Here is a 21,842-nt window from a genome sequence, read left to right on the forward strand (position 1 = left end):
GGCCGGCTGACCTACCTTCGGGTGGTGGCGCGGGTGCGGCGGGTGAGGGAGTCGAGGACGACGGCGGCGAGCAGGACGGCGCCGGTGATCATGTACTGGATGGCCTGGGCGGCGTGGACCATGTCCAGTCCGGTGGTGATGGACTGGATGACCAGGATGCCCAGCAGCGCCGACCAGGTCTTGCCGCGGCCGCCGAAGAGGCTGGTGCCGCCGATGACGGCGGCCGCGATGGCGCTCATCAGCACGTTGCCGCTGCCGAGTTGCTTGTCGGCGGAGCCCTGCTGGGAGGCGTAGAAGAGGCCGCCGAGGCCGGCCAGGAACGCGGAGAGCACGAACACCGAGATCCGTACCCGGGCGACGTCGACGCCGGCGCGCCGGGCCGCCTCGACGCCGCCGCCGACCGCGAAGACCTGCCGCCCGTAGCGGGTGCGGCGCAGTACGAAGTCGGTGGCGAGGACGGTGCCGAGCAGTACGACCAGGGACAGCGGCAGGCCGCGGTCCTGGTTGAGGGCGTAGGCGGTGGCCAGGGTGAGGACGGTGAGCGCTCCGGCGCGTACAGCGGTGTCGGCGCCGGTGCGGGCGGTGAGGCCGGCGGCGCGGCGGCGGCGCGCGGTGTACAGGTGGGCGAGCAGGTAGAGGGCGGGGGCGAGGACGGCCAGGGCCCAGGCGTAGGCGATGTCGCCGTCGCCGAGGAAGGTGGTGTCCAGGCTCGCGATGACGCCGTCGTGGCGGTTGTTGGCGGTGCCGCCGTCGCCGAGGACGTACTCCTGCAGGCCGCTCCAGGCGAGCATGCCGGCCAGGGTGACGACGAAGGCGGGCACGCCGACGCGGGCGAAGAAGAGGCCGTGCAGCAGGCCCATGACGCAGGCCGCGGCCAGGGCGAGGAGGATCGCGACCCATTCGTTGAGGCCCTGGCGTACGGTCAGCACCGCCGCCATCGCGGCGCTCGCGCCGGCGACGGAGCCGAGTGACAGGTCGATCTCGCCGAGGATGAGGACGAACACGACGCCCACCGCGATCAGGCCGGGGCCGGCGATGAAGCGGCTGATGTTGGTGAGGTTGTCGGCCTGCAGGAAGTGGTGGGTGACGGACTGGAAGACCACGGCGATCACGACGAGGCCGACCACGACGGGCAGTGAGCCGAGTTCGCCGGTGGCCAGGCGGCGCCGGACGGCCTCCAGGTGCCCGGCCCATCCCTGCGCGGGCGCGTGCAGCCGCGGGTCGGGCGCGCCCGGCGCGGGGGAAGCCGTGGGCGCGGGGGAGGCGGTGGTGGGGACGGGTGCTTCGGGGGTGGTCATGCGGCGTCGGCCTCCTCGCTGCGGCGGGCCTTGCGGCGGGCGTGGGCGTTGTCGCTCGCGCCGGTGATGGCGGCGACGATCTGTTCCTGGGTGGTGTCGGCGACGGGGAAGACGCCGTTGTTGCGGCCCAGGCGCAGTACGGCGACGGTGTCGGCGACGGCCCGCACGTCGGCCATGTTGTGGCTGACCAGCACGACGGCCAGGCCGCGCTCGCGCAGCCGTTCCACCAGGTCGAGGACCTGGGCGGTCTGCTCGACGCCGAGGGCGGCGGTGGGCTCGTCCAGGATGACCAGGGACGGCTCGCCGACCAGGGCGCGGGCGATGGCGACGACCTGGCGCTGCCCGCCGGACAGGGCGGCCACGGGGGTGCGCACGTCGGGGATGCGGATGGCGAGGGTGTCCAGGAGGCGGCGGGCGTGCTGCTCCATGTCGACTTCGTCGAGCAGGCCGCGGCGGCGTTTCTCGCGGCCCAGGAACAGGTTGGCGATGACGTCGAGGTTGTCGCACAGCGCGAGGTCCTGGTAGACGGTCGCGATGCCGAGGGCGGCGGCGTCCTGCGGGCGGGCCAGGCGTACGGGCTCGCCGTGCCAGGTGACGGTGCCCCCGTCGACGGGGTGGACGCCGGCGATGGTCTTGACGAGGGTGGACTTGCCGGCGCCGTTGTCGCCGACGAGGGCGAGGACCTCGCCGGCGTGGACGGTGAGGTCGACGTCGGTGAGGGCCTGGACGGCACCGAAGCGCTTGGAGACCGAGCGCAGCTGGAGGACGGGTGCGCCTGTCACGTGTGAACCACCTTGGAGTGGGCTGGGGCAGGGGCTGCTCGGGTTCCCGAGGAGGCGTTCCCGAGAAGGCGTCCCCGAGGAGGCGTTCCCGAGGAGGCGTTCCCGAGGAGGCGTCCCTGAGAAGGCGTTCCCGAGGAGGCGTTCCTGAAGGGGCCGGGGCTACTTGAGGCCCGCGGCGGCGCAGGCGGCGGCGTAGTCGGCGGTGCAGATGTCGGAGGCCTTGTAGAGGCCGTCGGCCAGCACGGTGGCGGCGATGTTGTCCTTGGTGACGACCTTGGGGTCCAGCAGCTTGGCCGGGATGTTCTTGGCGGTGGCGCTGTCGACGCTCGCGGTGGCGACGGTCTTGACGTCCTTGCCCTGCAGGAGGTCGACGGCCAGTTCGGCGGCGGTCTCGGCGAGCGGCTTGTAGGCCTTGTAGATGGTGTAGGCCTGGTCGCCGTTGACGAGGCGCTGGACGGCGTCGAGGCCGGCGTCCTGGCCGCCGACGGGGACCTTGATGCCGGCGCCCTTGAGCTGGGTGATGATGGCGCCGGCCATGCCGTCGTTGGCGGAGTAGACGGCCTGGAAGCCGTTCTTGCCGAGCTCGGTGACGGCGGCGGAGATCTTCTGGCCGGCGACGGTGGGGCTCCACTGGCCGGACTGCTCGTAGACGACCTTCTTGACCTTGCCGTCGAGGACCTTGTGGGCGCCGGACTTGAACTGGGCGGAGTTGGGGTCGGCCTCGTCGCCGTCGATCATGACGATGTTGGCGTCGGCGGCCTGCGCGCCCAGCGCGTCGAGCAGGGCCTGGCCCTGGAGTTCGCCGACCTTCTCGTTGTCGAAGGAGGTGTAGGCGGCGATCGGTCCGCCGGCGAGGCGGTCGTAGGCGAGGACCTTGACGCCCTTGGCGGCGGCCTCCTGGACCCAGCCCTCGGTGGACTTGGCGTCGTAGGGGTCGAGGATGATCACCTTGACGCCCTGGGTGAGCAGGGTGTCGAACTGCTGCTTCTGCTTGGCCGCGCTGCCCTCGGCGTTGTTGTAGAGCACCTTGCACTGCCCGCACAGGGACTTGACCTTGGCCTCGATGAAGGGCTTGTCGAAGGACTCGTAGCGGACGGAGGAGGCGTTCTCGGGCAGCAGCAGGCCGATGGTGCCGGAGTCGCCGGCGGAGGTGGCGTCGCTCTTGGTGCCACCGGCCTTCCCGCAGGCGGAGGTCATGGACAGGGCCAGCGCGAGGCCGGTGGTGGAGACGAGGACGCGACGCAGTACGACATTCATACGGGTGCCTCTCCCTGGGCCGCCGCGGCTCTGCGGCGGGGTGGGGGGAGTTAACCTGAGCGTGTACATGGCGTCAATAAGTAGAACCAGACTGCCCGGAATCCACCTCGACTCGTCATCTTCATGAACACGCCCCGGTGAAGACCCGGGAAAATGGGGGTGCCCGCCGCTCCCCTGTGCGGCGGGCACCCCCGGCTTGCGGTGACGCTCGGATGACCGCCCGTCAGGGGCGGTCGAGGGTGATCGAGTTGATCGGACCCAGGTCGTAGTAGACGCCCCGCTGGGCCGCGATGTCGTAGACGCAGTCCCCGCCGCCCGAACCGCGGCACAGGTGCGCGTGCGCGCCGCCGGTCTGGTTGTTCAGCACCCAGTGGTTGCCGTACTGGTTGCTCAGGTTGTGGGCGCCGTAGCTCCAGTACACGTCGGTGGGGGAGACGGCCGGGTCCTGGTTCTGCGGGTAGACGCAGACCGCGCCGGACGGGCAGTTCGCCCAGGAGCCGTCCGCGGCGCCGGCGCTGCCGGTGCCCATCGCGGTCAGGGCGGCGGTGGCGAGACCGAGGGCGGCCAGGGCGTGGGTGATCCTGCGCATGGGGTGGTTCTCCCTTGGCTGGTGCGGGGCCCGGCGATCGACCGGACCGGTGCCCGTCAGCCTAGGAACGCACCGGCCGCGGCGGTCCCTGACATCTGACAGGGGCGCGCCGCCTTGCCACACGCCCCTGACCGGCGTACTCGGCGACGCCTGCACAGCGCGAGGTGCGTCAGCGCGGGGTACGTCAGCGCGGGGTGCGTCAGTGCGGGTGGCCCAGGTACGGGAACGCGGGCAGCAGGTCGGTGTGCGGGCCGATGTGATCGGTGGGCACCGTGCCGTCGGTGAGCATCGACAGCCGCGCCGAGGTGACGTCGTCGCTCAGCGTGCGCCCGTTCGGATAGCCGGCCGCACGGGTGCGGTCGTAGCGCAGGATGTCCGGCAGCACGAGCCGCAGCTGCGCCTCGGCCGCCTCCGTGGTGTACCCGCCGAAGTGCTGCAGCTTGGCCGTCCACGGCGCACGGTAGGTCTGCCAGTCCTCGGCGGGCTCACCCGCGTTGTACGCGTCCTTGACGTCCTCCTCGTTGAAGTACGCCGTCAGCGACGGGTGCGCCCCCCGGTCCACCGACACCAGCCGCCCGTCCTTGCGCACGCTCACCCGCGCCCACACCCCGATCTGCGGCGCGTCGCCGAACTCCGCCTCGGGCGCCTCCAGCACGATCCCGAACACGTTCTTGTCCGCGCCCCAGTCCACCCCCGTCCACCGGAACTCGTGCACGATGCCGTCCAGGTCCGCGAAGAACGGGTCGCTGCGCAGCCCCGCGCTCACCCGGTACGGGCCCGCCTCCACCACCGCCGGGGTGTCCGTGAAGCTCACCGGCGCACCCGACACCAGTGGCTCGCCCGTCGCCTCGTGCCCGCGCGCCCCCTCGCCGGTGGCGCGCCGCACCGTCATGGTCTGCGCACCGCCGACCGGTTCGGAGAAGGTGAAGCTGAAGGCGAGATCGGCCCGGTTGTCGCCGTCGGTGTCGATGTTGATCCGGTACACCGCCTCCGGGTGGAAGGCCTGCCCGCCGGTCGGCGCGACCGGGTTGACGTTCATGATCAGCACGGTCCGGCCCGCCTGCGGCGAGGCGAAGGCGAACAGGTCGGTCAGGTCCAGGCGCGCGTCGCCGTCGGGCGAGCGCAGGTTCGGTCCGCTGAGATGGTGCGACAAGACGGGTCTCCCGCTTCGAGTGCGCACGTGCGCGTGAACGCGTGCGCGTGCGTGCTGGCGTGTGCGTGCTGGCGTGTGTACGTGCGTGCGTCGGGTGCTTCGTACGGATGGCCCCACCCCTGCGGCCATTGCTAACACGCCCGCCCGCCCCCGGCCCGCCCGCTGCTCCGCGCGGACTAGCGCAGCCCCGGACGGCCGCTCCGGACGGCCGCTCCGGAGGGCCGTTCTAGAGGGCCGGCAGTGCCTGCTCGCCGAGCAGGACCGGCAGGGCGTGGTGCCCGTTGGAGATCATCGACTCGACGGGCCGCAGCTCGGTGCCCGGCGCGAGGGCGAGGTCGGGGAAGCGTTCGAAGAGCTTGCGCAGCGCGGTCTGCCCCTCCACGCGGGCCAGCGGGGCGCCGATGCAGAAGTGCGGGCCGTGGCCGAAGGCGAGGTGGTCCTTGGCCGGGCGGGTGACGTCGAAGTCCGCGCCGCTGTCGCCGTAGCGGGCGGGGTGGCGTCCGGCGGCGGCGTAGGAGGCGAGGATCGCCTCGCCCCGGGGGATGGTCGTCCCGCCGGGCAGCTCGATGTCCTCCACGGCGTAGCGCAGCGGCAGGTGCGCCACGGGGGCGTCGCGGCGCAGCGCCTCCTCGACGACGTCGCCCCAGCCGGCCTTGCCCGCGCGGACCAGGGCGAGCTGCTCGGGGTGGGTGAGCAGGGCGGCGATGCCGTTGTCGATGAGGTTGACGGTGGTCTCGTAGCCGGCCGAGACGACCAGCAGCAGGGTGTCGCGCAGTTCCTCCTCGGTCAGGGCACTGCCGTCGCCCTCGCCGCCCTCGCCGCCGCTCTCGCCGTTCCCGCTGTCGCCGTTCTCGCTGTCGGTGTCGCGGGCGGCGATCAGCAGGGAGGTCATGTCCTCGCCCGGCTCGCGGCGCTTGGCGGCGATCAGCTCGTCCAGCATGGTGTAGAACGCCACCGTGTTGGCCCCGGACTCCTCGGGAGTGAGGGTGGTGTCGAAGACCCGGTCGACGGTGGTGCGGAACCGGTCCTTCAAGTCGTCGGGCAGGCCGAGGAGTTCGGCGATGACCCGGATGGGCAGCGGGTAGGCGAGGCGTTCGCGCAGGTCCACCACGGTGTCCGGGCCGGCCGTCGCAAGGTCGTCCAGCAGGGCGTCCGTCAGCTGCCCGACGCGTGCGGTCATGGCGCTGATCCGGCGGGCGGTGAACGCGGTGCCCACCAGGCGGCGCAGGCGGCGGTGGTCCGCGCCGTGCGCGGTGAACATGTTGCGGGCGCTCACCCACAGCGCCAGCGGCCAGGTGGGGACCACCTCGGCGAAGGCCGGCCAGTGCAGCAGGGGGTCCTTGGAGACCCGGGGGTCCTTGAGCAGCTCCTCCAGCAGGGCCGGGTCGGCCACCGCCCAGGCCCGCACCCCCAGGATGTCGACGGGCGTGGCCGGACCGCGCGCGTGCAGCTCGGCGGTCTCGGCGTCGCGGTCACGGCCGGTCGGGTCCAGGACGAGACGGTCCACGGGGGGCTCCTCCACGGGTGCGGTGACGGGTGCGGTGACGGGTGCGGTGACGACGCGTGGCCGCGCGGCCGCGCCCCCGGACGAGGATGCGGCCCCGGGCGCGCCCGCGTCGAGAGGGCCTGCGCGACGCGAGAGGTGACGCAGGCCCAGGGCGGCAGCGGCCGCCGGCCCGGCGTACCGTGCACGAATGGACAGCCGCACCGACGCCCCCGCCGACAGCCGTACCGACAGCCGTGCCGCGACGCCCACCTGGCGGGTCGTCGAGAGCGCGGGCCTGGAGACCGCCTGGGTCGACCTCGGCCCCACCGCCCTGACCGCCCGCGGGCGCGTCGCCGCCGCCGAGCCCGCGCCGTACTGGCTCACCTACGAACTCGAGACCGGCGAGGACTTCACCACCCGCCGCATGCACGTCACCGCCCACACGTCCGGCGCCGTGCGCACCCTCGACCTGCGCCGCGAGGAGGCCACCGGCCGCTGGAGCGTCGACGGGCGCCAACGCCCCGACCTCGCCGGCGCCCTCGACTGCGACCTGGGCCTGTCCCCGCTCACCAACACCCCGCCCGTCCTGCGCCACGCCCTCCACCGGGGCCCGGGCGAGCAGAGCCTCCTGATGGCCTGGATCCGCGTACCGGACCTCGCGGTCCTCCCCTCCCACCAGACCTACACCCACCTGCGCCGCCACGAGGACGGTGGCGCCACCGTCCGCTACACGTCAGGCGACTACCACGCCGACCTGCTGCTGGACCCGGACGGCCTCGTCGTCGACTACCCGGGCCTGGCCCACCGCATCGCCTGACGCCGGCCGCCCCCACCGGACGCGGGAAGTCGGCCCGGCCGACTTCCCACTCCCCGCACCTGCGCCCCCTCCGCCCCCGCGCCTGCGCCTGCGCCCCAAGCGCCCGGGCCGTCAGGCCGACGGCAGCGCCCCCAGGGCGTGCAGGCCGGTGCGGCTGCCCCGGAAGACCGCCGAACCGGCCGCGGCCAGGAACACCCTGGTGTACTCGGTGTCCCCCTTGAGCCGCTCCGGCTCGTCCCGCCAGCGCGGCCGCCCCGTCGCGAGGTCGAACGCGAACAGCCGGTCGTCGTTCGTCCCCACGTAGGCGGTGCCGTCGGCGGCGGTCATCGAACTCATCCCGCGCCCCAGGCCCACGGGCACGCCGGCCGTCCAGCGGGTGTCGCCGGTGTCCGCGTCCAGCACCGTCAGCCGGTTCCCGCCGAGCAGGCAGACCGTCCGGTCGGCGACCGACAGCGGGCCCGCCACGGGCAGCCGCCCGCGCTGCCACCGCACCTGACCGGTCGCCGCGTCCAGCGCGAAGACGGCCGCGGAATTCTGCGCCGGACCGTTCTGCTTGACGTAGACGGCGCCCCGGTCGACGACCGGACGGTCACCTAGGCCACCGACCGCGTCCTGCGCCCAGCGCCGCTCACCGGTGCCCGCGTCGAACGCGAGCAGCCCGCCGTACCGGCCCGCCGCGTACACGGTGTCCCCGGCCAGCGCCAGGACCCCCGACGCGCCCGGGTCACTGCTCCAGCGCACCGCGCCGGTGGCCGCGTCGTAGCAGCGCAGCGAGGACCCGTGGGCCGCGAACACCCGGCCGCCGCCGACCACCGGATCCTGGTCCCACGCGTCCTCGGCCCAGTCCGGCAGCGCCGCCTCCCAGCGCAACTCGCCCGACGCCGCGTCGAGCACGTGCACACCGCTCGTGGAGACCACGCACACCACGCCGTCCCCCGCGGCCAGCCGCCACCCGCCCGAGGTGTCCAACTGCCAGACGCCCAAGTGGTCGACGGGCGCGGCCGCCCCGACCACCCGGCTCCAGCGCACCGCGCCGGTCCGCGGATCGAGCGAGCGCACACTGCCGTCGTACCCCGAGGCGAACAGCCCCTGCTGCTCCCCGGCGGGCAGCACGACCCGCCCGCCCATGCCGGGCGAGCTCCACAGCCGCGGGCCGCGCGCGTCGTCCCGGCGCGCCCACCAGCCGATCCCGCCGGCGACGGCGAGCGCGCCGAGGCCTCCGGCGGCGCTGAGCAGCAGCCTCCTGCGGTCGATCCGGGGAGGAGTCGCGGACGGGGACGGTTCGTTCTGCATGGCGTCGGTCTTCACATCGATCATGACTTCGGGTACGGACCTGCGGTTCCCGCAGGCCGGGCGGCCGGGCGGTCGGTCGGTTGTGCGGAGGGGCGACTAGGAGGCGGTCCAGTCGTTGCGGTCGGGGGTGCCGAGGGTCCGGACGTGCTCGCCGTCGGCGTCGTCGAAGGAGTCGGTGGCGATCTTGAACTCGTGGCCGTTCGGGCGGATCCCGAACAGCGTCACCTTCTCGTTGCTCTGGAGGCGCTGGTGGTGGCGGCGGTGAGGCCGACGGCGGAGATCAGGCCGGCGGCCAGCAGCAGGCCGGTCGCCCGGACGGAACGGGGGCAGCGGACACGGGATCCTCCGGAGGTCGTGGAACGGCAGGGGACGCGACGCGCACCCCCATCCGCTCAACGGCCCCTCCCTGCACTCCGGTTCACCATGCGCATGCCAGAGGGGAAGGGGAGCGGGAAGTCGGCCGGGCCGACTTCCCACTCAACCGGCCCAAGCCCAAACGCGTGCGACCGGACACCCCGGCCTGGCATCATGACCCCCATGACCACCTGCCGAAAGGCCCATGCCGCGTAACCGGCCGCGCGCCCTGCGCGCCGAAGGAACAACCCGAGGCCCGTCCCCCCGCTCCCGGGACTGCGCCCCACCGCCGCGCATCCACGGACTCTCCACCCGCACCAGCCTGGCCGTCCACCGCCTCGAGGAGCGCTGCGACAGCTTCTACCTCCACCCCGGCGCCACCGACCGGGCACTACGGCGCTACCGCACATTCCTGCACCCACCGGGCCGGCGCCCGCTCTACCCGCAGGAGTCGATGTGCCCCTCGTGCCCGGGCTGCGCCTTCGACGACGTCCGGCACGCCCGCGACGTGCTGGACGCCGTCCTGGAACGACTGCCGCCCCGCCCCCGCACCGAACTCGCCCGCCTCGTCAGGCCCCTGGACGTGGCGCTCCACCGCCGCACCCTGCCCGACCCCTTCGCCCACCGGCGCCCCTGGCGCGCCGAATACTGGTGGCACCGCCGCCTGGGCGACCCCGCACGGGGATGACAGCCGCGCCCCGCCGAACCCCTGGCCGCCCCCAGCCCCTCGTCCGACGTGCCATCAGCGGATCCTCACCCAGGGGTGCCCCCGGTCGACGCGGCGTGCCAAGGCCCGCCGGCGTACGGCGGGCCGGGGGAGCCGAGCCGCCCACGCGGACGGCCGCCCACGCCGACGGCCGCCCCGACCGTGTGGGGGACAGGCAACAGCGGCTTTCGGTTGCGCCCGCTGCTCCTCGGTCGGGTCGAGCCGCCTCGTCACCGGCGGGGCGGGCCTCGCCCCACCACGTGATCGGGTCTGCGGCGCCGGGTACCGGGCCGACCAGCCGGTCAGCCGATCAACTGATCAGCCGATGTACTCGGAGGGAGAGAAGACCTTGCCGGACCAGTTGCCGTCGATGACCAGCTGGCCCTGGGCCTGGGCGTAGCCGCCCGCGCCGATCCCGTCCCAGCCCGCGCCGCACCAGGAGCCCGGGTCGCTCGCGGTCATGCCGTAACAGGTGGCGTAGTCCTCGTAGCCGCCGTTGTGGTTGACCCAGACCACGCCGGTGATCGTGTGGTTGCCGTGGTTGGTGACGTGCAGCGACGGGTAGACCGAGTAGCCGCTGACATTGATGCACGCCTGGGCGTAGACGTCCCCGGCGACCTGCTGGGTCGCGCCGCAGTACGTGCCGGAGGTGACGGCGTTGGCGCTGCCGGCGCCGAGCGCGAGGGTGGAGAGGGTGGCGGCGGCGACGGCCGCCGCTGCGAGCGTCCTGCGAGCGATCACGTTCGTGAGTCCCTTCGACAGCCACGGGTTTGCGCGGTGGATCCAGGAAATCCCGGACCGGTCGGGCCGGTCGAATGATTCGATGGATTTCGATTCCCGGTGGGGGAGGGGGCTGCCCGTGATACGCGTCCGGCTCGGTGTCGGGGGCCTGGGGGCTGTCAGGTTCGCGGTGTCTCCGCTGGACTCCGCGAAGGACCTGCTCTACGCCCTCCGAAGGACCCCGCACACGCTCAGCGCCGAGTGGCGGGCCCGGACCAGGCAGGCGCTGTCACACCAGCGGCTCGGGCTGCTGGGCGCGGTGGGCGGCGGCGGCCCCTGCGGCTACGCCCCGGACTTCCTGCGGCCCGAGTCGCAGGGCTTCCAGACGGGCCTCGACGTGGCGCTGCACGACGTCGCCACCACCCCGGCGGAACGGATCGGCTACGAGCTGGCGTTGGCCATCCACGGCCACCCGTGGGACCCCGACCCGGACCAGCGCTCCACCCGACCGCTCCGACGGGCCCTCGAACGCGGAGAACAGCACTTCGCGCACCATCTCGCCGACGAGATGGCACAGTTCTGGCACACGGCACTGGCACCGTCATGGCCCGGCATCCGAGCCCGGCTGGAGGCGGACGTCAGCGCCCGCGCCACCGCCATCGCCCACCACGGGCTCGCCGACACCCTCAACCACCTGGCCCCGAACCTGCAGTGGCGCGACGGCGAACTGACCGTCGGCCTGCGCCCCGGCAGCCCCCACGGCCTGACCCTGGACGCCGACGCCGTGATCCTGGTGCCCAGCGTCTTCGCCGATCAGGCCATCTTCTGCGCCGGGGAACCACCGGGCGCACCCGCCCCGCGCACTCCGCTGATCGTCTATCCCGCGGCCCCGGCCGCCTGCCTCGCCCCGTCGGGCGAACACCGGCTCATCGGCGCGACCAGGGCGAGGATCCTCGCCGAACTCGGCGCGCCCCGCTCCACCGCGGAACTCGCCCGGCGGCTGTACCTGAGCCCGGCGACCGTCTCCTACCACCTGCAGATCCTGCACCGGGCCGGGCTCGTCACCCGCCGGCGCCACTCCCACCACGTCCTGTACCAGCGGCTCGGAGCGAGCCCGGGCCGGGGCCCTGGGCTCGGCGGCGCCCCGGCCTGACCCCGCGACCCGGCACCGGGAAGAGGATCCGACGGCCGCTGTGCCCACCGGCTGTTGATCGGCTGTCTACCGGCGGCTGGCCCACTGAGGGGGTCAGTGTTCCGTTCGCGGTCGGGAGGATCCTCGTGATCAGGCGGGTAGTTCGAGCAGTGGTCGGTGTGGCGGCGGTCGTGGTGCTCGGTGTCGCGGGCACGCAGGTCTCCGCAGGTGCGGCCCCGCGCGTCGCGGTGGAAGCCGCCGGCCCGGCGGCCCCCGAGGCCTGCGCCGGCAGCCCTGTCAGCTGCACATGACGGGCCGCAGTGCCGGCCGCAGTACCGGCCGGGGTACCGGTTTTCGAGAACCGACCCGCGAGGGAAGGGACGGATGACCGACCTCGTGACGCGTCGCCTGCGGCTACGGCGGTTCAGCCGTGACGACGCGCCGACCCTGGCCCGCTACCGCTCCGATCCCCGCATCGCCCGCTACCAGACCTGGCGTTCGCCGATCGATCAGGCGCAGGCGCAGGAGATCGTCGCCGGCTACCTCACGGAGAGCCCCGACGGTCCCGGCCGCTTCCAGTACGCGATCGAGCTGGCCCGGCGCCCCGGCCTGATCGGCGACCTCGCCGTCGCGATCGAGACCGGCCGCGACCAGGCCGTCATGGGCATCACCCTGGCCCCGGACATGCACCACCGGGGCTACGCGACCGAAGCGATGACCGCCGTGGCGGACCGCCTCTTCGCCACCGGCGTGCAACGGATCACGGCCGCCTGCGACGTCCGCAACACGGCGTCCGCGAAGCTCCTGCGACGCGTCGGCTTCCAACAGCGGGGCCGGGAGCACCAGTACGTGGAGCAGCGCGGCACCCACGCCGACCTCCTGCTGTTCGGGATGTCGAGCGGGCAGCTGCGCCGCCCCTCATGAATCCGCCGGGAACCAACCGGGTTCCACGGCGAACACCCAGCGCACTCACGCGCGATCACCACAGGAGGACCACCATGGTGGATCCAGGCCGCGTTTCAACCCGTGTCGCACCGGTCGACGAGGTCGAGCCCGACATCGACTCCGTGGACACCCCGAGCCGGCGCGCCGATGAGCCGGGCGACTCGGAGCAGACCGAGGCGTAGCCCTCGGACCGTCCGAGGCGACGACGATGCCCCGCCGGCAACGCAGTGCCGGCGGGGCATGTGTGCTGAAATCCGTGCTGAACGCCGTGTTGTGACTACATGTCGTGCTCACGGGGCTTGTCGAGCCAGCCCGCTGCGGTCACCAGCTGCTCGTGCCCGGAGTGGCCGATCCAGGCGCTCGCATTGACCCAGGACCAGGAGTCCTCGGTGTCCTGCGCCGCCGGGACGACTTGGGTGGCTAGGGCGGTCGGCTGTGCGGTGCTGTCCGCGCCCGCGTTGGCGAGCGCCACACCGGTGCCGAGGCCGAACAGCGCGGCTGCCGCCACGCCGACTACTACACGCTTGATCACGATGGTCCTTCACGGGTCTCGGTTGAATCGGTGCCCGTAGTAGAGCCGTCGGGGGTAGACGTCCGATCAACGCGAGCCGGCCGCCGCGACGGCTACTTCTTCTCGACGGCGATGCCAGCGCTCCGCGCGGCCGAGCGCCGCTACAAGGCGCCTCGCCGAAGATCATCCGAACGGTGGCGGACGGGTCCGGGGCATTGTCGAACAGAGGGAAATCCCCTTGCCGTCGGCATAGGGACCGCGCCGATACTGCTGTATGAGCAGAATCGCGCAGGTCATCGTCCTGGCAGTGCACGCGGAGGACGTGATGGGGCCGCTGACGCAGCCGGACGACTCCCGCACGTGGGACGGCTGCTTCGAACAGCTCGGCCTGTTCTCCGAAGCGTGGGTCATCGAGTTCAACCGGATGCGCCCGCGGACGGGCCTGCTGCGGCACCTGGAGTCGCTGGCGTGGCCGTACCCGGCGAGTGTGCAGGTGCTGATCCACGACGAGGAGGACGACTGCTGGGGGCTGTGGATGATGCGCGACGGCGAACTGCGGGAGGTGCCGCTGCCCGGACACCGGCGCCTCCACCCGCCGACGCCCGCCACCGAGGAGTTCCCGCCCAGCCCCGGCCTGCTGTGGCACGAGGGGACGGCGATTCCGGCCGGGTTCTCCACCGAGCGTCAGGACCGGCGCGCCGCCTGGTAGGGCCGGGGGCCGGTTCAGCGGCGCAGCTCGCAGTGGACGAGGTCGACGGTCGCGCAGGTGACGACGAACCCGGCCTTGGCGAGGACCCGCCCGGAGGCGGGGTTGGCCGCCCGGTGCTCGGCGAGCACGTGCGGGGGAATGCCGCCGGTGAGGAACTCCCGTACGGCGGCGGTGGCGTAGCCGTTGCCCCGGGCGTCCTCGCGTACCAGGTAGCTGAGCCGGCCGGTGCTGCGGTCGGCGTCGAGTCGGAGCCGGACGACGCCGAGCAGGTCCCTGCCCACGTCGATGCCGCGCACGAGGAGGGCAGGGACGGTCGCGGCCTCGTGGACGTAGGCGAGGGCCTGGTCGCCGGTCATCGGGCCGAACCACATGTCCGTGACGGAGCCGCCGTTGTAGACGCGGCGCACGGACTCGGCGTCACCGTCGACCAGTTCACGCAGCCGCAACACCGGACCGGGGTCGGCGTGTCAGAGCCCGAGGAGGAGGCGGAAGACCTGGTTGTAGATGAAGAAGCCGCCAGGCTGGCCGGGGATCGGCTGCAAGTGGAAGGTCTCGGCGAACTGCAGGGGCTTGTCACCGGCGTTGTCGACGATGACGGTGCCGGTCACCGCGACCAGGACGCCAGCGCCCGGGGAGGGCTGGGAGTCGGTGGTGGTGATGTTGTGCTTGACATTGGTCAGTTCGGGCTTGGCGATCGTGGCGATGATGTTCTGCTGCCCCTGGACCTGGGCACCCTCCCAGGTCAGCATCGACTCGGGGCGGTAGAGGCCCGCCAGGCCCTTGCGGGCGGCGTCACCGCCGTCGAAGGACGTGTAGTAGTGCTGGACGAACGCGTTCGCAACGCTCATGAAATCCATGGACGGAACGTAGCAGTCCGATCACGGTCCGCACTCGTACTGGGTCGTAGTTGGCGTGCCCAAGTCGCTGATGTGGTAGGCGCGATCAGCGGGCGTCGAACTCGCCGGTGCGGACGGCGGTGACGAAGGACTGCCAGCCGGAGGACGAGAAGACGAGGGCCGGGCCGGAAGGGTCCTTGGAGTCACGGACGGGCATGGCGCCGACGAAGCCGTCGGCGACCTCAATGCACTGGCCGCCGTTCGCGCCGCTGTACGAACTCCTCCGCCAGCAAGCGTCCGTCAGGTCGACATCCACTCCAGATCCCTTCTTGCCGCACGGATGAAAGCTAGCGACTCGGCCCGGCCAAGGGAGTCGATGGCGAGTCGATCGTAGCTCTTGACCACTGCGGCAACCGACTTGGTGTCGCGATCGATGTAGCCGCGCTGCTCAACCTCGCCGTAAGCGAGAACTTTGCGGTTTGGCATGGTAAGGAGGGCCACCATGTGTGTGAACGGCCGGTGCTCGCCCAGGGAAAACGGCGCCACCTGGATGATCACGTCGGGGCGAGTGGACAGCTGCTCAAGGTGGAGAAGTTGTTCGACCATGACGTCGCGTCCGCCGATGACCCGCCTGATGCAACTCTCGTCCAACACCACGTGCACGACGGGAGGAGGGGTTCGCTCCAGGACTTGCTGCCGGGCAAGCCTGAATGCGATGCGTTCCTCGGCCAGTTTCTCGGTCGAAACACCTTGCCTGACAGAGCCCCTCTGGAGCGCGGTCGCATAGGCCCGGGTCTGCAGAAGTCCGTTGACGAAGTCGTTCTCGAAGATCCTGATCTGATCCGCGAGGCCCTCGTAGCGGGCGTACTCCGGGAAGCCCTCCAGGATCGCGGCGCTCTTCAGCTGGAACCACATCAGCAGGAGGGTGCCGTCCGTGTCGAGCGCGAGGTCGGCGAGTTCGGCGAGCCTGCGACTCGGGGGTCGGTGCGCAAGTTCGATGTACGAGAGGTGCGAGGGGGAGCACTCCAGGAGCGGAGCCAGGTCCTCTTGGAGGAGGCCCTTTGCCTCTCGGAACTTGCGGAGCTGGATCCCGAAGGGCGCCCAGGGGCTGGACTCCGGGTCAACCTTCTTCTTGTTCATGGCAGTCCTCAACTTCTGGCAGGCCGAAGGCAAGTAGCAAGCCGCTTCCGATCGTAGGCGACGCTGCGCCACCATATGCACAGAACGTGAAACTCCGATCGCAGAGGGTTCCCCTGCCATGCCCGACGACAAGTCCCCCCGCCTCCACGGCTACGGCGTCCGCTTCGACCCCGCCACCCAGCTCTACCGGGTCCGCAACGAGATGACCGGCGAGTGGCTTCGCCAGCCCACCGGTGAGCTCGCCGGGTTCACCTTCTTCACCGACGCCTACGACGCGTGGCGCGCCTTCGAGGTCCACCCGCGCCCGGGGGAGCCGGCGCGATGACCTCCGCCCTCTCCCGCGCGACCGCCGAGCAGCGCCGGCAGGCTGCCGCCGTCCTGGACGACCTGACCACCGTCCTCGCCCTCGGCGGGGTGAAGTGGCCCTCGATCGAGGTGGACTGGGAGTACGGCCGCCTCACCGGCACCTACCTGATCGACCTCGGTGTCGCCCGCCCGCTCGACCTGCTGCGCCTGCTCGACCTGCTGCGCAAGGGGCTGCGCTACGAGCGCCTCACGTATGACGACTGAACTCCTCGCCCGCCTCGCGTGGTGGGCGTGCTTCTCTCTCGTGCTTCTCGCCGCCTTGAGAAAGTGGACTCCCTGATGCGTGACCCCCGTCTGCTCGCCAAGCCGCCCGTGTGCCGGCTCGGCTGCCTCGTCCTCGTCCGCAACCAGCGCGGTGAAGTCCTGCTGGTGGACCCGGACTACATGGACGGCATGATCCTGCCCGGCGGCGCCGCCCGTCCCAACGAGCCCCCGCATCTGGCCGCCGCCCGGCACCTGCACGCCGAGACCGGCCTGATCGTCCGTCTCACCGCTCTCGTCGCGGTCGACTTCACGCCCGCCGACCGCCACCTGGAGCGTCTCAACCTGGTCTTCGACGGCGGCACCGTCTCCGACGGCGTGCGCCTGACCGTCCCGCCGCAGAACAAGAGCGGCCTGCTCGGCGCGCGCTTCGTCCCCGCGAACGACCTGCCGGACTTCATGGCCCCCTCCCAGGCCGCCCGCGCCGCCGAGGCCCTCGTCAACCGGTCCCTGCCCGTCCTCCTCCACGGCCAGCGCGCCGACTGAACCCCGCAGCGCACCGCACCGCACCGCAGCGCGCAGGAAGTCGGCCCGGCCGACTTCCTGCGCTGCCGCCCGCCCGCCCGGCCGTGTGCCCGCCGGGGCGGTGCGTCAGAGCACGGCGAGCCGTTCCACCAGTAGTTGCGTCCTGCGCTCGGTCTCCTCCGGCGGCAGCCGTCCCGCCCTGGTCAGGGTCGCCAGCCCGTGCAGGGCCGCCCAGAACACCTCGGTGAACAGCCCCGGGTGGACGCCGTCCCCGGCGACCTCGCCGAGGCTCTCCAGCAGGGCGGCGAAGGCGTCCTTCAGCGGCTCCGGCGTGTCCTCCTGCGCGAACGCCAGGCCGCCGTCGAGCTGGAACATGGCGTCGTAGACCGCCGGGTTGCGTGCGGCGAAGTCGAGGTAGGCGCGGGCGAGGGCGGTGACCCGGGCGCGCGGGCCGTCCGCGGCGCGGGCCGCGGCCCGCACCGCCGCGGCCATGTCGGCGGCGCCTTCGAGGGCGACGGCGCCGATGATCTCGCGCTTGCCGCGGAAGTGGCTGTAGAGGACGGGCTGGCTGTATTCGATGCGCTCGGCGAGCCGGCGGGTGGTGACCGCGTCCCAGCCCTGCTGCTCGGCGAGTTCGCGGGCCGTGGCCACGATGAGGCGTTCGCGCTCCGCCCGTTCGCGCTGCTTTCGTTCCTGTACCGACATGGCTCGATCCTAGCACCGCTAGACAAGAGAGCGGCAGAAGGACTAGCGTTGCCACATCATCTATCAATGCTAGATCGCAGGAGGGTCATCATGCTCAACGCACTCGAGGTCTTCACCACCGTGGGCGTCGGCGTGATGGTGGGGGTGGAGTTCTCCGTCGCCTTCGTCATCAACCGGATCCTCAACGCCCTCCCGGAGGACAGCGGCCAACTCGGCCGCGCCCACGGGGGTCGGATGCTCGGCGCCGTGATGCCGGTCTGGTACATCACCTCGCTCGTCCTCGTCGCGGTCTGGGCCGTCGCCGGATGGCACCACCACGGCACCGGCCTCGTCGTCACCGCCGGCGCCCTGCTGGTCCTCAGCGTGATCATGTCGATCCTGCTGCTCGTCCCGATCAACAACCGGGGCAAGACGTGGACCCCCGAGAACCGGCCCGCCGACTGGAAGGAGCAGATGAACCGCTGGGACCGCTTCCACTGCGCCCGCGTCGCCGTCCTCATCGCCGCCTTCACCCTGCTGGTCGCCGCCCTCACCTGAACCCGCGGGAAGTCGGGGGAAGCCGCCGGGCCGTCAGCCGGCCATAACCGCCCGCGCACAGCGCGTGCTCGGCTTCACCCCAGGGGCGATGGGGGGATGGTCCTGCGGCGGCGGCTCCGGGAGGTCGCACAAGGCGCCAACTGCCGTTTCCGGTAAGGAAAATGATGGTCTTCGGGGGGATCCTTCCCGGGGATCGGCCCCGGCGCCGACCGGAGAGAGCAGCGGGAGCAGGAAGTCGGCCGGTCCGACTTCCTGCTCCCCGGCCCGGCCCGGCTACTGCTTCGACAGCAGGCCGAGGTCCGACACCGGCCCGAGGTGGGCGAGCTTGTCGGGGTTGGACACCGAGTGCAGAGCCCGGATCGCGCCGTCGGCGATGTCGAGCTCGATGACGCTGGTGATGCGCTCCTCGGCGTCGAACATGACCGCGCCGGGGCGGCCGTTGACCCACGCGGGCCGCACGGAGACGCCGCGTTGACGGTTGCGGTCGAAGCCGAACAGCAGCAGGCGGGCGACGCGCTCCAGGCCGCTGACCGACTTGCCGACCGCCCGGGTCTTGCCGCCGCCGTCACCGTGGAAGACGACGTCGGGTGCGAGCAGGTCCAGCAGCGCTTCCAGGTCGCCGCCCTCGGCGACCTGGAAGAAGCGGCGGGCGAGTTCGTCGCCCTCCGCGCGCCGCTCCGGGGCGGGCGCCGGGGCGGGCCGGGTGTCGGCGCCCGGTGCCAGGTGCTTGCGGGCCCGGGCGAAGATCTGACGGCAGTTCGCCTCGGACTTGCCGGTCATCTCCGCGACCTCCGGGTAGCCGTACCCGAAGGCCTCGCGCAGCAGGAACACCGCCCGCTCGACGGGGGAGAGGGCCTCCAGCATCAGCAGGAAGGCCATCGACAGGGTGTCGGCCAGCTCGGCGTGCTCGGCCGGGCCGCCGGGGCGCTCCGCGAAGGCGACCACCGGCTCGGGCAGCCATTCGCCGACGTAGGTCTCGCGCCGCACCCGGGCCGACTTCAGGTGGTTGATGCCCAGGCGGGTGACCGTGGTGGCCAGGTACGCCTTCGGGTCGGCGACCGCGGTGCCGGCCCGGTCGGCGCGGGTCAGGCCGAGGAAGGTGTCCTGGACGAGGTCCTCGGCGTCGCCGACCGAGCCCGTCATCCCGTAGGCGATGGAGAACAGCAGCGGCCGGTATCCGGCCGCCTCCGCCACGCCCGCCGAACCCACCGATCCTGCCGATCCCGCAGATCCTGCCGAACCCACTGATCCCGCCGAACCCGCCGATCCCGCCGATCCCGCCGATCCCGCCGATCCCGCCATGGAACCCCTCCCTCCCCGGCACCGCCCCGCACCGGGGTGGCGCACGTCACATCCGGGCCGTGTCACAGACCGCCCGGGTGCCCTGTCTCAAAGGGCACCAGCGGACAACGTACCGAGGAGCCACACCATGGAAGCCCGCCTGAACCCCTTCGCCAGCCCGGTCATGGGCAAGGTCTTCAAGCATCTCGTCGCCGCGAACCAGGCACTGCTGGAGTCCACCCTGCCGGTCGCCACCCAGGAGCTGGTGAAGCTGCGCGCCAGCCAGATCAACGGCTGCGGCTACTGCGTCGACATGCACTTCAAGGACGCCGTCCACGCCGGGGAGGAAGCGACCCGGCTGAACCTGGTGGCGGCGTGGCGCGAGGCCACCGTGTTCACCGACGCCGAGCGGGCCGCCCTGGAGCTGGCGGAGGAGGGCACCCGGCTCGCCGACGCGGCGGGCGGGGTCGGCGACGAGGTGTGGGAGAACGCCGCCAAGCACTACGACGAGGAGCAGCTCGCCGCGCTGGTCAGCCTCATCGCGGTGATCAACGCCTTCAACCGAGGCAACGTCATGACCCGCCAGCCCGCCGGCGGCTACCAGCCCGGCATGCACCACCGCCTCTGACCCGGACGGGCCCCGGCCCCGCTCCCGTCGCAACCCCGTACGCAGGCAAGGAGAACGAACGTCGTGAACGTCGCACTGTGGATCGTCGCCGGACTGCTGGCCGCCGTCTACCTGGCGGGCGGCGCCTTCAAGCTGGCCGCACCCAAGGCCAAGATCGCCGCCGCGGGGCGCAGCGGCAGGTGGGTCGAGGACTTCAGTGCGGGCGGTGTGAAGGCCATCGGCGCGGTGGAGGTGCTGGCTGCGGTGGGGCTGGTCCTGCCCGCCGTGCTCGGCGTCGCGCCGGTGTTCGTGCCGCTGGCGGCCGTCGGGCTGGTGCTGCTGATGGCCGGGGCGGCGGTGGTGCGGGCGCGGCGCCGGGAGTACAGGCTCGTGGTGGTGGACGCGGTCTACATCCTGCTGGCCGCGTTCGTGGCGTGGGGGCGCTTCGGGCCGGCGCCGTTCCTCAACTGAGCCGGGGCGTACGGCCGGACCGGAGGCGTATGGCCGGACCGGTTTGGCCGGGATCCGGCGCTCCGTCACCCGCACGGGTGAACCCTGCCGGTGTGTCCCGGCCAACGGGCGGTCGGTACGGGGTGGTTGCGCGGTCGGGCTGCCACGATCTTGGCTGTCGCGTCCGTACGGGAGGCCCGTGCGGGGGAGAGGGAGGAACCCATGTCCGAGGAAATGCCGCGCCGCATCGTCCTGGTCCGTCACGCCAAGGCCGAGTGGTCCGATACGGACGACCACGAGCGTCCCCTCGCCGAGCGGGGCCGCAAGGACGCGCCGGTGCTGGGCCGCTGGCTCGCCGGCACCGGTGTCACCCCCGACCTCGCGCTCGTCTCGACCGCCACGCGGACCCGGGAGACCTGGAAGCTCGCCTCCGCCGAACTGCCGGTCAGGCCGAGGAGCGTCTTCGAGGACCGCCTTTACGAGGCGAGCCTCGGGGAGATGATCGCGATCCTCAACGAGGTCTCCGACGAGGTCCAGGACCTGGTCGTCGTCGGCCACAACCCCGGCGTCCACGCGCTGGCCGATGCCCTGGCCGGCGAGGCCGACGGCGATCTGCCGGCCCGGATGAACCGCTCCGGCTTTCCGACGGCCGCCGCCGCGGTGCTGACGTTCCAGGGCGACTGGAAGAGCGTCGAGCATGGTGTCGCCCGGTTGGTCGCCTTCTGGGCGCCCCACGCCTGAGAGCCACGCCTGAGAGCCGCGCCCGAGGCCACGCCTGAGAGCCACGCCCGAGGCCCGGGCCTGACACCCGGGTTCCTGTCACCCCAGCAGTGCCGCCACCGCCCCCGGTGTCCAGTGCCCCTGCGCGCCGGGGCGGGTGGCGAGGTAGCCGGCGGTGCGCCAGGGGCCCCAGGTGTGGGACTCGGCCAGCCCCGCGCCGAGGGTGCGCAGGTAGGCGGCGGCGGGGGCGGCCAGTTCGGCGCCGGCCACGCCCCAGGGGGCGGTGAAGGTGAGCAGCGGGTGCCCGTCGAGTTGGCCGACGTGCAGCAGGGTCTCGTACCGGCCCGGGCCCAGTTCGGCGCGTCCGTGGGCGAGTACCCGGTCGAGGTCGAGGTCGGTGCCGGGGGAGCGGCGCATCTCCTGGGCAGCGATGTCACTGAACTGCCCGGCCGTCAACAGGTAGGCCCGGCACGGGACTTCGCCGCGTACTGAGGGGTCGTAGAAGGCCGATCCGCCGCCCCAGGTCGGTGACCGCCCGGCGAAGTACAGCGTGCCCGTCAGTGCGGTCGCGACCGACCGGCGTGCGGGGCTGTGGTCGCGGCAGCCGGGGTAGGTGCGCGTTCCGCCGTTCGGGCGGCCTCCGCGCAGGTAGCAGGTGAGGCGGGCGGCGTGCAGGTTCGAGCCGTAGGCCACGTACCAGACGAGGCCTGTGCCGTTCAGGC

The 21,842-nt window shown here is 72.4% G+C and carries 30 protein-coding genes; 13 read left to right on the plus strand and 17 right to left on the minus strand.

The window, feature by feature from the left end:
• Positions 1-11 precede the first annotated feature (11 nt).
• From ACZ52R_RS10065 to ACZ52R_RS10090, 6 genes are all read right to left on the minus strand, one after another.
• Positions 12-1,298, minus strand: a complete 1,287-nt coding sequence (locus ACZ52R_RS10065) for a sugar ABC transporter permease (protein ID WP_465663659.1) — start codon at positions 1,296-1,298, stop codon at positions 12-14.
• Positions 1,295-2,080 (minus strand): ATP-binding cassette domain-containing protein, encoded by a 786-nt coding sequence (locus tag ACZ52R_RS10070; RefSeq protein ID WP_360497724.1) that lies wholly within the window; start codon positions 2,078-2,080, stop codon positions 1,295-1,297. The genes ACZ52R_RS10065 and ACZ52R_RS10070 overlap by 4 nt, the downstream gene beginning before the upstream one ends.
• A gap of 159 nt (positions 2,081-2,239) precedes the next feature.
• Positions 2,240-3,337 (minus strand): sugar ABC transporter substrate-binding protein, encoded by a 1,098-nt coding sequence (locus ACZ52R_RS10075; RefSeq protein WP_465753291.1) that lies wholly within the window; start codon positions 3,335-3,337, stop codon positions 2,240-2,242.
• Between the two features lie 223 nt (positions 3,338-3,560).
• Complete coding sequence (locus ACZ52R_RS10080; protein WP_465615018.1) at positions 3,561-3,926, minus strand: hypothetical protein; 366 nt, start codon at positions 3,924-3,926, stop codon at positions 3,561-3,563.
• A gap of 199 nt (positions 3,927-4,125) precedes the next feature.
• Positions 4,126-5,079: a DUF4331 family protein gene (locus tag ACZ52R_RS10085; protein WP_360497715.1), complete on the minus strand. Its 954-nt coding sequence runs from the start codon at positions 5,077-5,079 to the stop codon at positions 4,126-4,128.
• Positions 5,080-5,305: 226 nt separating this feature from the next.
• On the minus strand, positions 5,306-6,586 hold the full coding sequence (locus ACZ52R_RS10090) for a cytochrome P450 family protein (RefSeq protein WP_465753292.1): 1,281 nt from the start codon (positions 6,584-6,586) through the stop codon (positions 5,306-5,308).
• A gap of 187 nt (positions 6,587-6,773) precedes the next feature.
• Between ACZ52R_RS10090 and ACZ52R_RS10095 the strand changes: the two genes are divergently transcribed.
• Complete coding sequence (locus ACZ52R_RS10095; protein ID WP_465615021.1) at positions 6,774-7,382, plus strand: putative glycolipid-binding domain-containing protein; 609 nt, start codon at positions 6,774-6,776, stop codon at positions 7,380-7,382.
• A gap of 111 nt (positions 7,383-7,493) precedes the next feature.
• On the opposite strand, the gene ACZ52R_RS10100 is transcribed toward ACZ52R_RS10095, so the two are convergent.
• Together ACZ52R_RS10100 and ACZ52R_RS10105 are read right to left on the minus strand one after the other, a co-directional pair.
• On the minus strand, positions 7,494-8,699 hold the full coding sequence (locus ACZ52R_RS10100; protein WP_465615022.1) for a PQQ-binding-like beta-propeller repeat protein: 1,206 nt from the start codon (positions 8,697-8,699) through the stop codon (positions 7,494-7,496).
• 72 nt (positions 8,700-8,771) lie between these two features.
• Positions 8,772-8,900, minus strand: coding sequence for a hypothetical protein (locus ACZ52R_RS10105; protein WP_465615023.1), 129 nt, complete (start codon positions 8,898-8,900; stop codon positions 8,772-8,774).
• Between the two features lie 334 nt (positions 8,901-9,234).
• On the opposite strand from ACZ52R_RS10105, the gene ACZ52R_RS10110 reads away from it, so the two are divergent.
• Positions 9,235-9,717: a hypothetical protein gene (locus tag ACZ52R_RS10110; RefSeq protein ID WP_465615024.1), complete on the plus strand. Its 483-nt coding sequence runs from the start codon at positions 9,235-9,237 to the stop codon at positions 9,715-9,717.
• 336 nt (positions 9,718-10,053) lie between these two features.
• Here the strand turns inward: ACZ52R_RS10110 and ACZ52R_RS10115 are convergent, their stop codons facing one another.
• Positions 10,054-10,476: a hypothetical protein gene (locus ACZ52R_RS10115; RefSeq protein ID WP_465663663.1), complete on the minus strand. Its 423-nt coding sequence runs from the start codon at positions 10,474-10,476 to the stop codon at positions 10,054-10,056.
• A 169-nt stretch (positions 10,477-10,645) separates the two neighbouring features.
• Here ACZ52R_RS10115 and ACZ52R_RS10120 point away from each other — a divergent pair, with 169 nt between their 5' ends.
• The 3 genes from ACZ52R_RS10120 to ACZ52R_RS10130 all read left to right on the plus strand — a co-directional run bounded on the left by ACZ52R_RS10120 (position 10,646) and on the right by ACZ52R_RS10130 (position 12,714).
• Entirely contained in the window at positions 10,646-11,608 is a 963-nt protein-coding gene (locus tag ACZ52R_RS10120) for an ArsR/SmtB family transcription factor (protein ID WP_465753293.1), read from the plus strand.
• Positions 11,609-11,971: 363 nt separating this feature from the next.
• Positions 11,972-12,511, plus strand: coding sequence for a GNAT family N-acetyltransferase (locus ACZ52R_RS10125; protein ID WP_465663665.1), 540 nt, complete (start codon positions 11,972-11,974; stop codon positions 12,509-12,511).
• A 74-nt stretch (positions 12,512-12,585) separates the two neighbouring features.
• The gene (locus ACZ52R_RS10130; protein ID WP_465753294.1) at positions 12,586-12,714 is read left to right on the plus strand and encodes a hypothetical protein; all 129 of its coding nucleotides are present in this window, start codon (positions 12,586-12,588) and stop codon (positions 12,712-12,714) included.
• Positions 12,715-12,809: 95 nt separating this feature from the next.
• On the opposite strand, the gene ACZ52R_RS10135 is transcribed toward ACZ52R_RS10130, so the two are convergent.
• Positions 12,810-13,064 carry a hypothetical protein gene (locus ACZ52R_RS10135; RefSeq protein ID WP_465615029.1) on the minus strand — a complete coding sequence of 85 codons (255 nt, stop codon included), beginning with the start codon at positions 13,062-13,064 and terminating at the stop codon, positions 12,810-12,812.
• A gap of 253 nt (positions 13,065-13,317) precedes the next feature.
• On the opposite strand from ACZ52R_RS10135, the gene ACZ52R_RS10140 reads away from it, so the two are divergent.
• Entirely contained in the window at positions 13,318-13,752 is a 435-nt protein-coding gene (locus tag ACZ52R_RS10140) for a hypothetical protein (protein WP_465663667.1), read from the plus strand.
• A gap of 14 nt (positions 13,753-13,766) precedes the next feature.
• On the opposite strand, the gene ACZ52R_RS10145 is transcribed toward ACZ52R_RS10140, so the two are convergent.
• From ACZ52R_RS10145 to ACZ52R_RS10160, 4 genes are all read right to left on the minus strand, one after another.
• Positions 13,767-14,201 (minus strand): GNAT family N-acetyltransferase, encoded by a 435-nt coding sequence (locus ACZ52R_RS10145; RefSeq protein ID WP_465753295.1) that lies wholly within the window; start codon positions 14,199-14,201, stop codon positions 13,767-13,769.
• Between the two features lie 18 nt (positions 14,202-14,219).
• On the minus strand, positions 14,220-14,600 hold the full coding sequence (locus ACZ52R_RS10150; RefSeq protein WP_465615032.1) for a nuclear transport factor 2 family protein: 381 nt from the start codon (positions 14,598-14,600) through the stop codon (positions 14,220-14,222).
• Positions 14,601-14,694: 94 nt separating this feature from the next.
• Positions 14,695-14,904 carry a DUF397 domain-containing protein gene (locus ACZ52R_RS10155; protein ID WP_465663669.1) on the minus strand — a complete coding sequence of 70 codons (210 nt, stop codon included), beginning with the start codon at positions 14,902-14,904 and terminating at the stop codon, positions 14,695-14,697.
• Entirely contained in the window at positions 14,889-15,728 is an 840-nt protein-coding gene (locus ACZ52R_RS10160; protein WP_465663670.1) for a helix-turn-helix domain-containing protein, read from the minus strand. Before ACZ52R_RS10160 ends, ACZ52R_RS10155 begins: the two co-directional genes overlap by 16 nt.
• A 118-nt stretch (positions 15,729-15,846) precedes the next feature.
• On the opposite strand from ACZ52R_RS10160, the gene ACZ52R_RS10165 reads away from it, so the two are divergent.
• From ACZ52R_RS10165 to ACZ52R_RS10175, 3 genes are all read left to right on the plus strand, one after another.
• Complete coding sequence (locus ACZ52R_RS10165) at positions 15,847-16,053, plus strand: hypothetical protein (protein ID WP_465663671.1); 207 nt, start codon at positions 15,847-15,849, stop codon at positions 16,051-16,053.
• The gene (locus ACZ52R_RS10170; protein WP_360497692.1) at positions 16,050-16,298 is read left to right on the plus strand and encodes a hypothetical protein; all 249 of its coding nucleotides are present in this window, start codon (positions 16,050-16,052) and stop codon (positions 16,296-16,298) included. The genes ACZ52R_RS10165 and ACZ52R_RS10170 overlap by 4 nt, the downstream gene beginning before the upstream one ends.
• A 75-nt stretch (positions 16,299-16,373) precedes the next feature.
• Positions 16,374-16,841: an NUDIX hydrolase gene (locus ACZ52R_RS10175; protein WP_360497689.1), complete on the plus strand. Its 468-nt coding sequence runs from the start codon at positions 16,374-16,376 to the stop codon at positions 16,839-16,841.
• A gap of 105 nt (positions 16,842-16,946) precedes the next feature.
• Here the strand turns inward: ACZ52R_RS10175 and ACZ52R_RS10180 are convergent, their stop codons facing one another.
• Positions 16,947-17,525 (minus strand): TetR/AcrR family transcriptional regulator, encoded by a 579-nt coding sequence (locus tag ACZ52R_RS10180; RefSeq protein WP_465753296.1) that lies wholly within the window; start codon positions 17,523-17,525, stop codon positions 16,947-16,949.
• A gap of 90 nt (positions 17,526-17,615) precedes the next feature.
• On the opposite strand from ACZ52R_RS10180, the gene ACZ52R_RS10185 reads away from it, so the two are divergent.
• Positions 17,616-18,062: an anthrone oxygenase family protein gene (locus ACZ52R_RS10185; RefSeq protein WP_465753297.1), complete on the plus strand. Its 447-nt coding sequence runs from the start codon at positions 17,616-17,618 to the stop codon at positions 18,060-18,062.
• A 273-nt stretch (positions 18,063-18,335) separates the two neighbouring features.
• Here the strand turns inward: ACZ52R_RS10185 and sigJ are convergent, their stop codons facing one another.
• Entirely contained in the window at positions 18,336-19,271 is a 936-nt protein-coding gene (sigJ, locus tag ACZ52R_RS10190) for an RNA polymerase sigma factor SigJ (RefSeq protein ID WP_465753298.1), read from the minus strand.
• 220 nt (positions 19,272-19,491) lie between these two features.
• On the opposite strand from sigJ, the gene ACZ52R_RS10195 reads away from it, so the two are divergent.
• From ACZ52R_RS10195 to ACZ52R_RS10205, 3 genes are all read left to right on the plus strand, one after another.
• The gene (locus ACZ52R_RS10195) at positions 19,492-19,971 is read left to right on the plus strand and encodes a carboxymuconolactone decarboxylase family protein (protein WP_465615039.1); all 480 of its coding nucleotides are present in this window, start codon (positions 19,492-19,494) and stop codon (positions 19,969-19,971) included.
• A 63-nt stretch (positions 19,972-20,034) separates the two neighbouring features.
• A complete protein-coding gene (locus ACZ52R_RS10200) occupies positions 20,035-20,421 on the plus strand; it encodes a DoxX family protein (protein WP_465615040.1) in 387 nt (128 codons plus the stop codon).
• Between the two features lie 201 nt (positions 20,422-20,622).
• Positions 20,623-21,141, plus strand: a complete 519-nt coding sequence (locus tag ACZ52R_RS10205; protein ID WP_465615041.1) for a SixA phosphatase family protein — start codon at positions 20,623-20,625, stop codon at positions 21,139-21,141.
• A gap of 78 nt (positions 21,142-21,219) precedes the next feature.
• Here the strand turns inward: ACZ52R_RS10205 and ACZ52R_RS10210 are convergent, their stop codons facing one another.
• Complete coding sequence (locus tag ACZ52R_RS10210) at positions 21,220-21,813, minus strand: histone deacetylase (RefSeq protein WP_465615042.1); 594 nt, start codon at positions 21,811-21,813, stop codon at positions 21,220-21,222.
• Positions 21,814-21,842: the final 29 nt, after the last annotated feature.

The sequence above is a fragment of the Kitasatospora sp. NPDC034023 genome (genome assembly GCF_055575795.1).

Bases quoted from the DNA above. Each gene is read 5' to 3' on its own strand.
- ACZ52R_RS10150 (WP_465615032.1), bottom strand. From the start codon at position 14,600: ATGAGCGTTGCGAACGCGTTCGTCCAGCACTACTACACGTCCTTCGAC.
- ACZ52R_RS10140 (WP_465663667.1), top strand. From the start codon at position 13,318: ATGAGCAGAATCGCGCAGGTCATCGTCCTGGCAGTGCACGCGGAGGAC.
- ACZ52R_RS10110 (WP_465615024.1), top strand. From the start codon at position 9,235: ATGCCGCGTAACCGGCCGCGCGCCCTGCGCGCCGAAGGAACAACCCGA.
- ACZ52R_RS10075 (WP_465753291.1), bottom strand. From the start codon at position 3,337: ATGAATGTCGTACTGCGTCGCGTCCTCGTCTCCACCACCGGCCTCGCG.
- ACZ52R_RS10125 (WP_465663665.1), top strand. From the start codon at position 11,972: ATGACCGACCTCGTGACGCGTCGCCTGCGGCTACGGCGGTTCAGCCGT.
- ACZ52R_RS10080 (WP_465615018.1), bottom strand. From the start codon at position 3,926: ATGCGCAGGATCACCCACGCCCTGGCCGCCCTCGGTCTCGCCACCGCC.
- ACZ52R_RS10165 (WP_465663671.1), top strand. From the start codon at position 15,847: ATGCCCGACGACAAGTCCCCCCGCCTCCACGGCTACGGCGTCCGCTTC.
- ACZ52R_RS10180 (WP_465753296.1), bottom strand. From the start codon at position 17,525: ATGTCGGTACAGGAACGAAAGCAGCGCGAACGGGCGGAGCGCGAACGC.
- ACZ52R_RS10185 (WP_465753297.1), top strand. From the start codon at position 17,616: ATGCTCAACGCACTCGAGGTCTTCACCACCGTGGGCGTCGGCGTGATG.
- ACZ52R_RS10175 (WP_360497689.1), top strand. From the start codon at position 16,374: ATGCGTGACCCCCGTCTGCTCGCCAAGCCGCCCGTGTGCCGGCTCGGC.
- ACZ52R_RS10100 (WP_465615022.1), bottom strand. From the start codon at position 8,699: ATGATCGATGTGAAGACCGACGCCATGCAGAACGAACCGTCCCCGTCC.
- ACZ52R_RS10065 (WP_465663659.1), bottom strand. From the start codon at position 1,298: ATGACCACCCCCGAAGCACCCGTCCCCACCACCGCCTCCCCCGCGCCC.
- ACZ52R_RS10130 (WP_465753294.1), top strand. From the start codon at position 12,586: ATGGTGGATCCAGGCCGCGTTTCAACCCGTGTCGCACCGGTCGACGAG.
- ACZ52R_RS10195 (WP_465615039.1), top strand. From the start codon at position 19,492: ATGGAAGCCCGCCTGAACCCCTTCGCCAGCCCGGTCATGGGCAAGGTC.
- ACZ52R_RS10160 (WP_465663670.1), bottom strand. From the start codon at position 15,728: ATGAACAAGAAGAAGGTTGACCCGGAGTCCAGCCCCTGGGCGCCCTTC.
- ACZ52R_RS10205 (WP_465615041.1), top strand. From the start codon at position 20,623: ATGTCCGAGGAAATGCCGCGCCGCATCGTCCTGGTCCGTCACGCCAAG.
- ACZ52R_RS10095 (WP_465615021.1), top strand. From the start codon at position 6,774: ATGGACAGCCGCACCGACGCCCCCGCCGACAGCCGTACCGACAGCCGT.
- ACZ52R_RS10170 (WP_360497692.1), top strand. From the start codon at position 16,050: ATGACCTCCGCCCTCTCCCGCGCGACCGCCGAGCAGCGCCGGCAGGCT.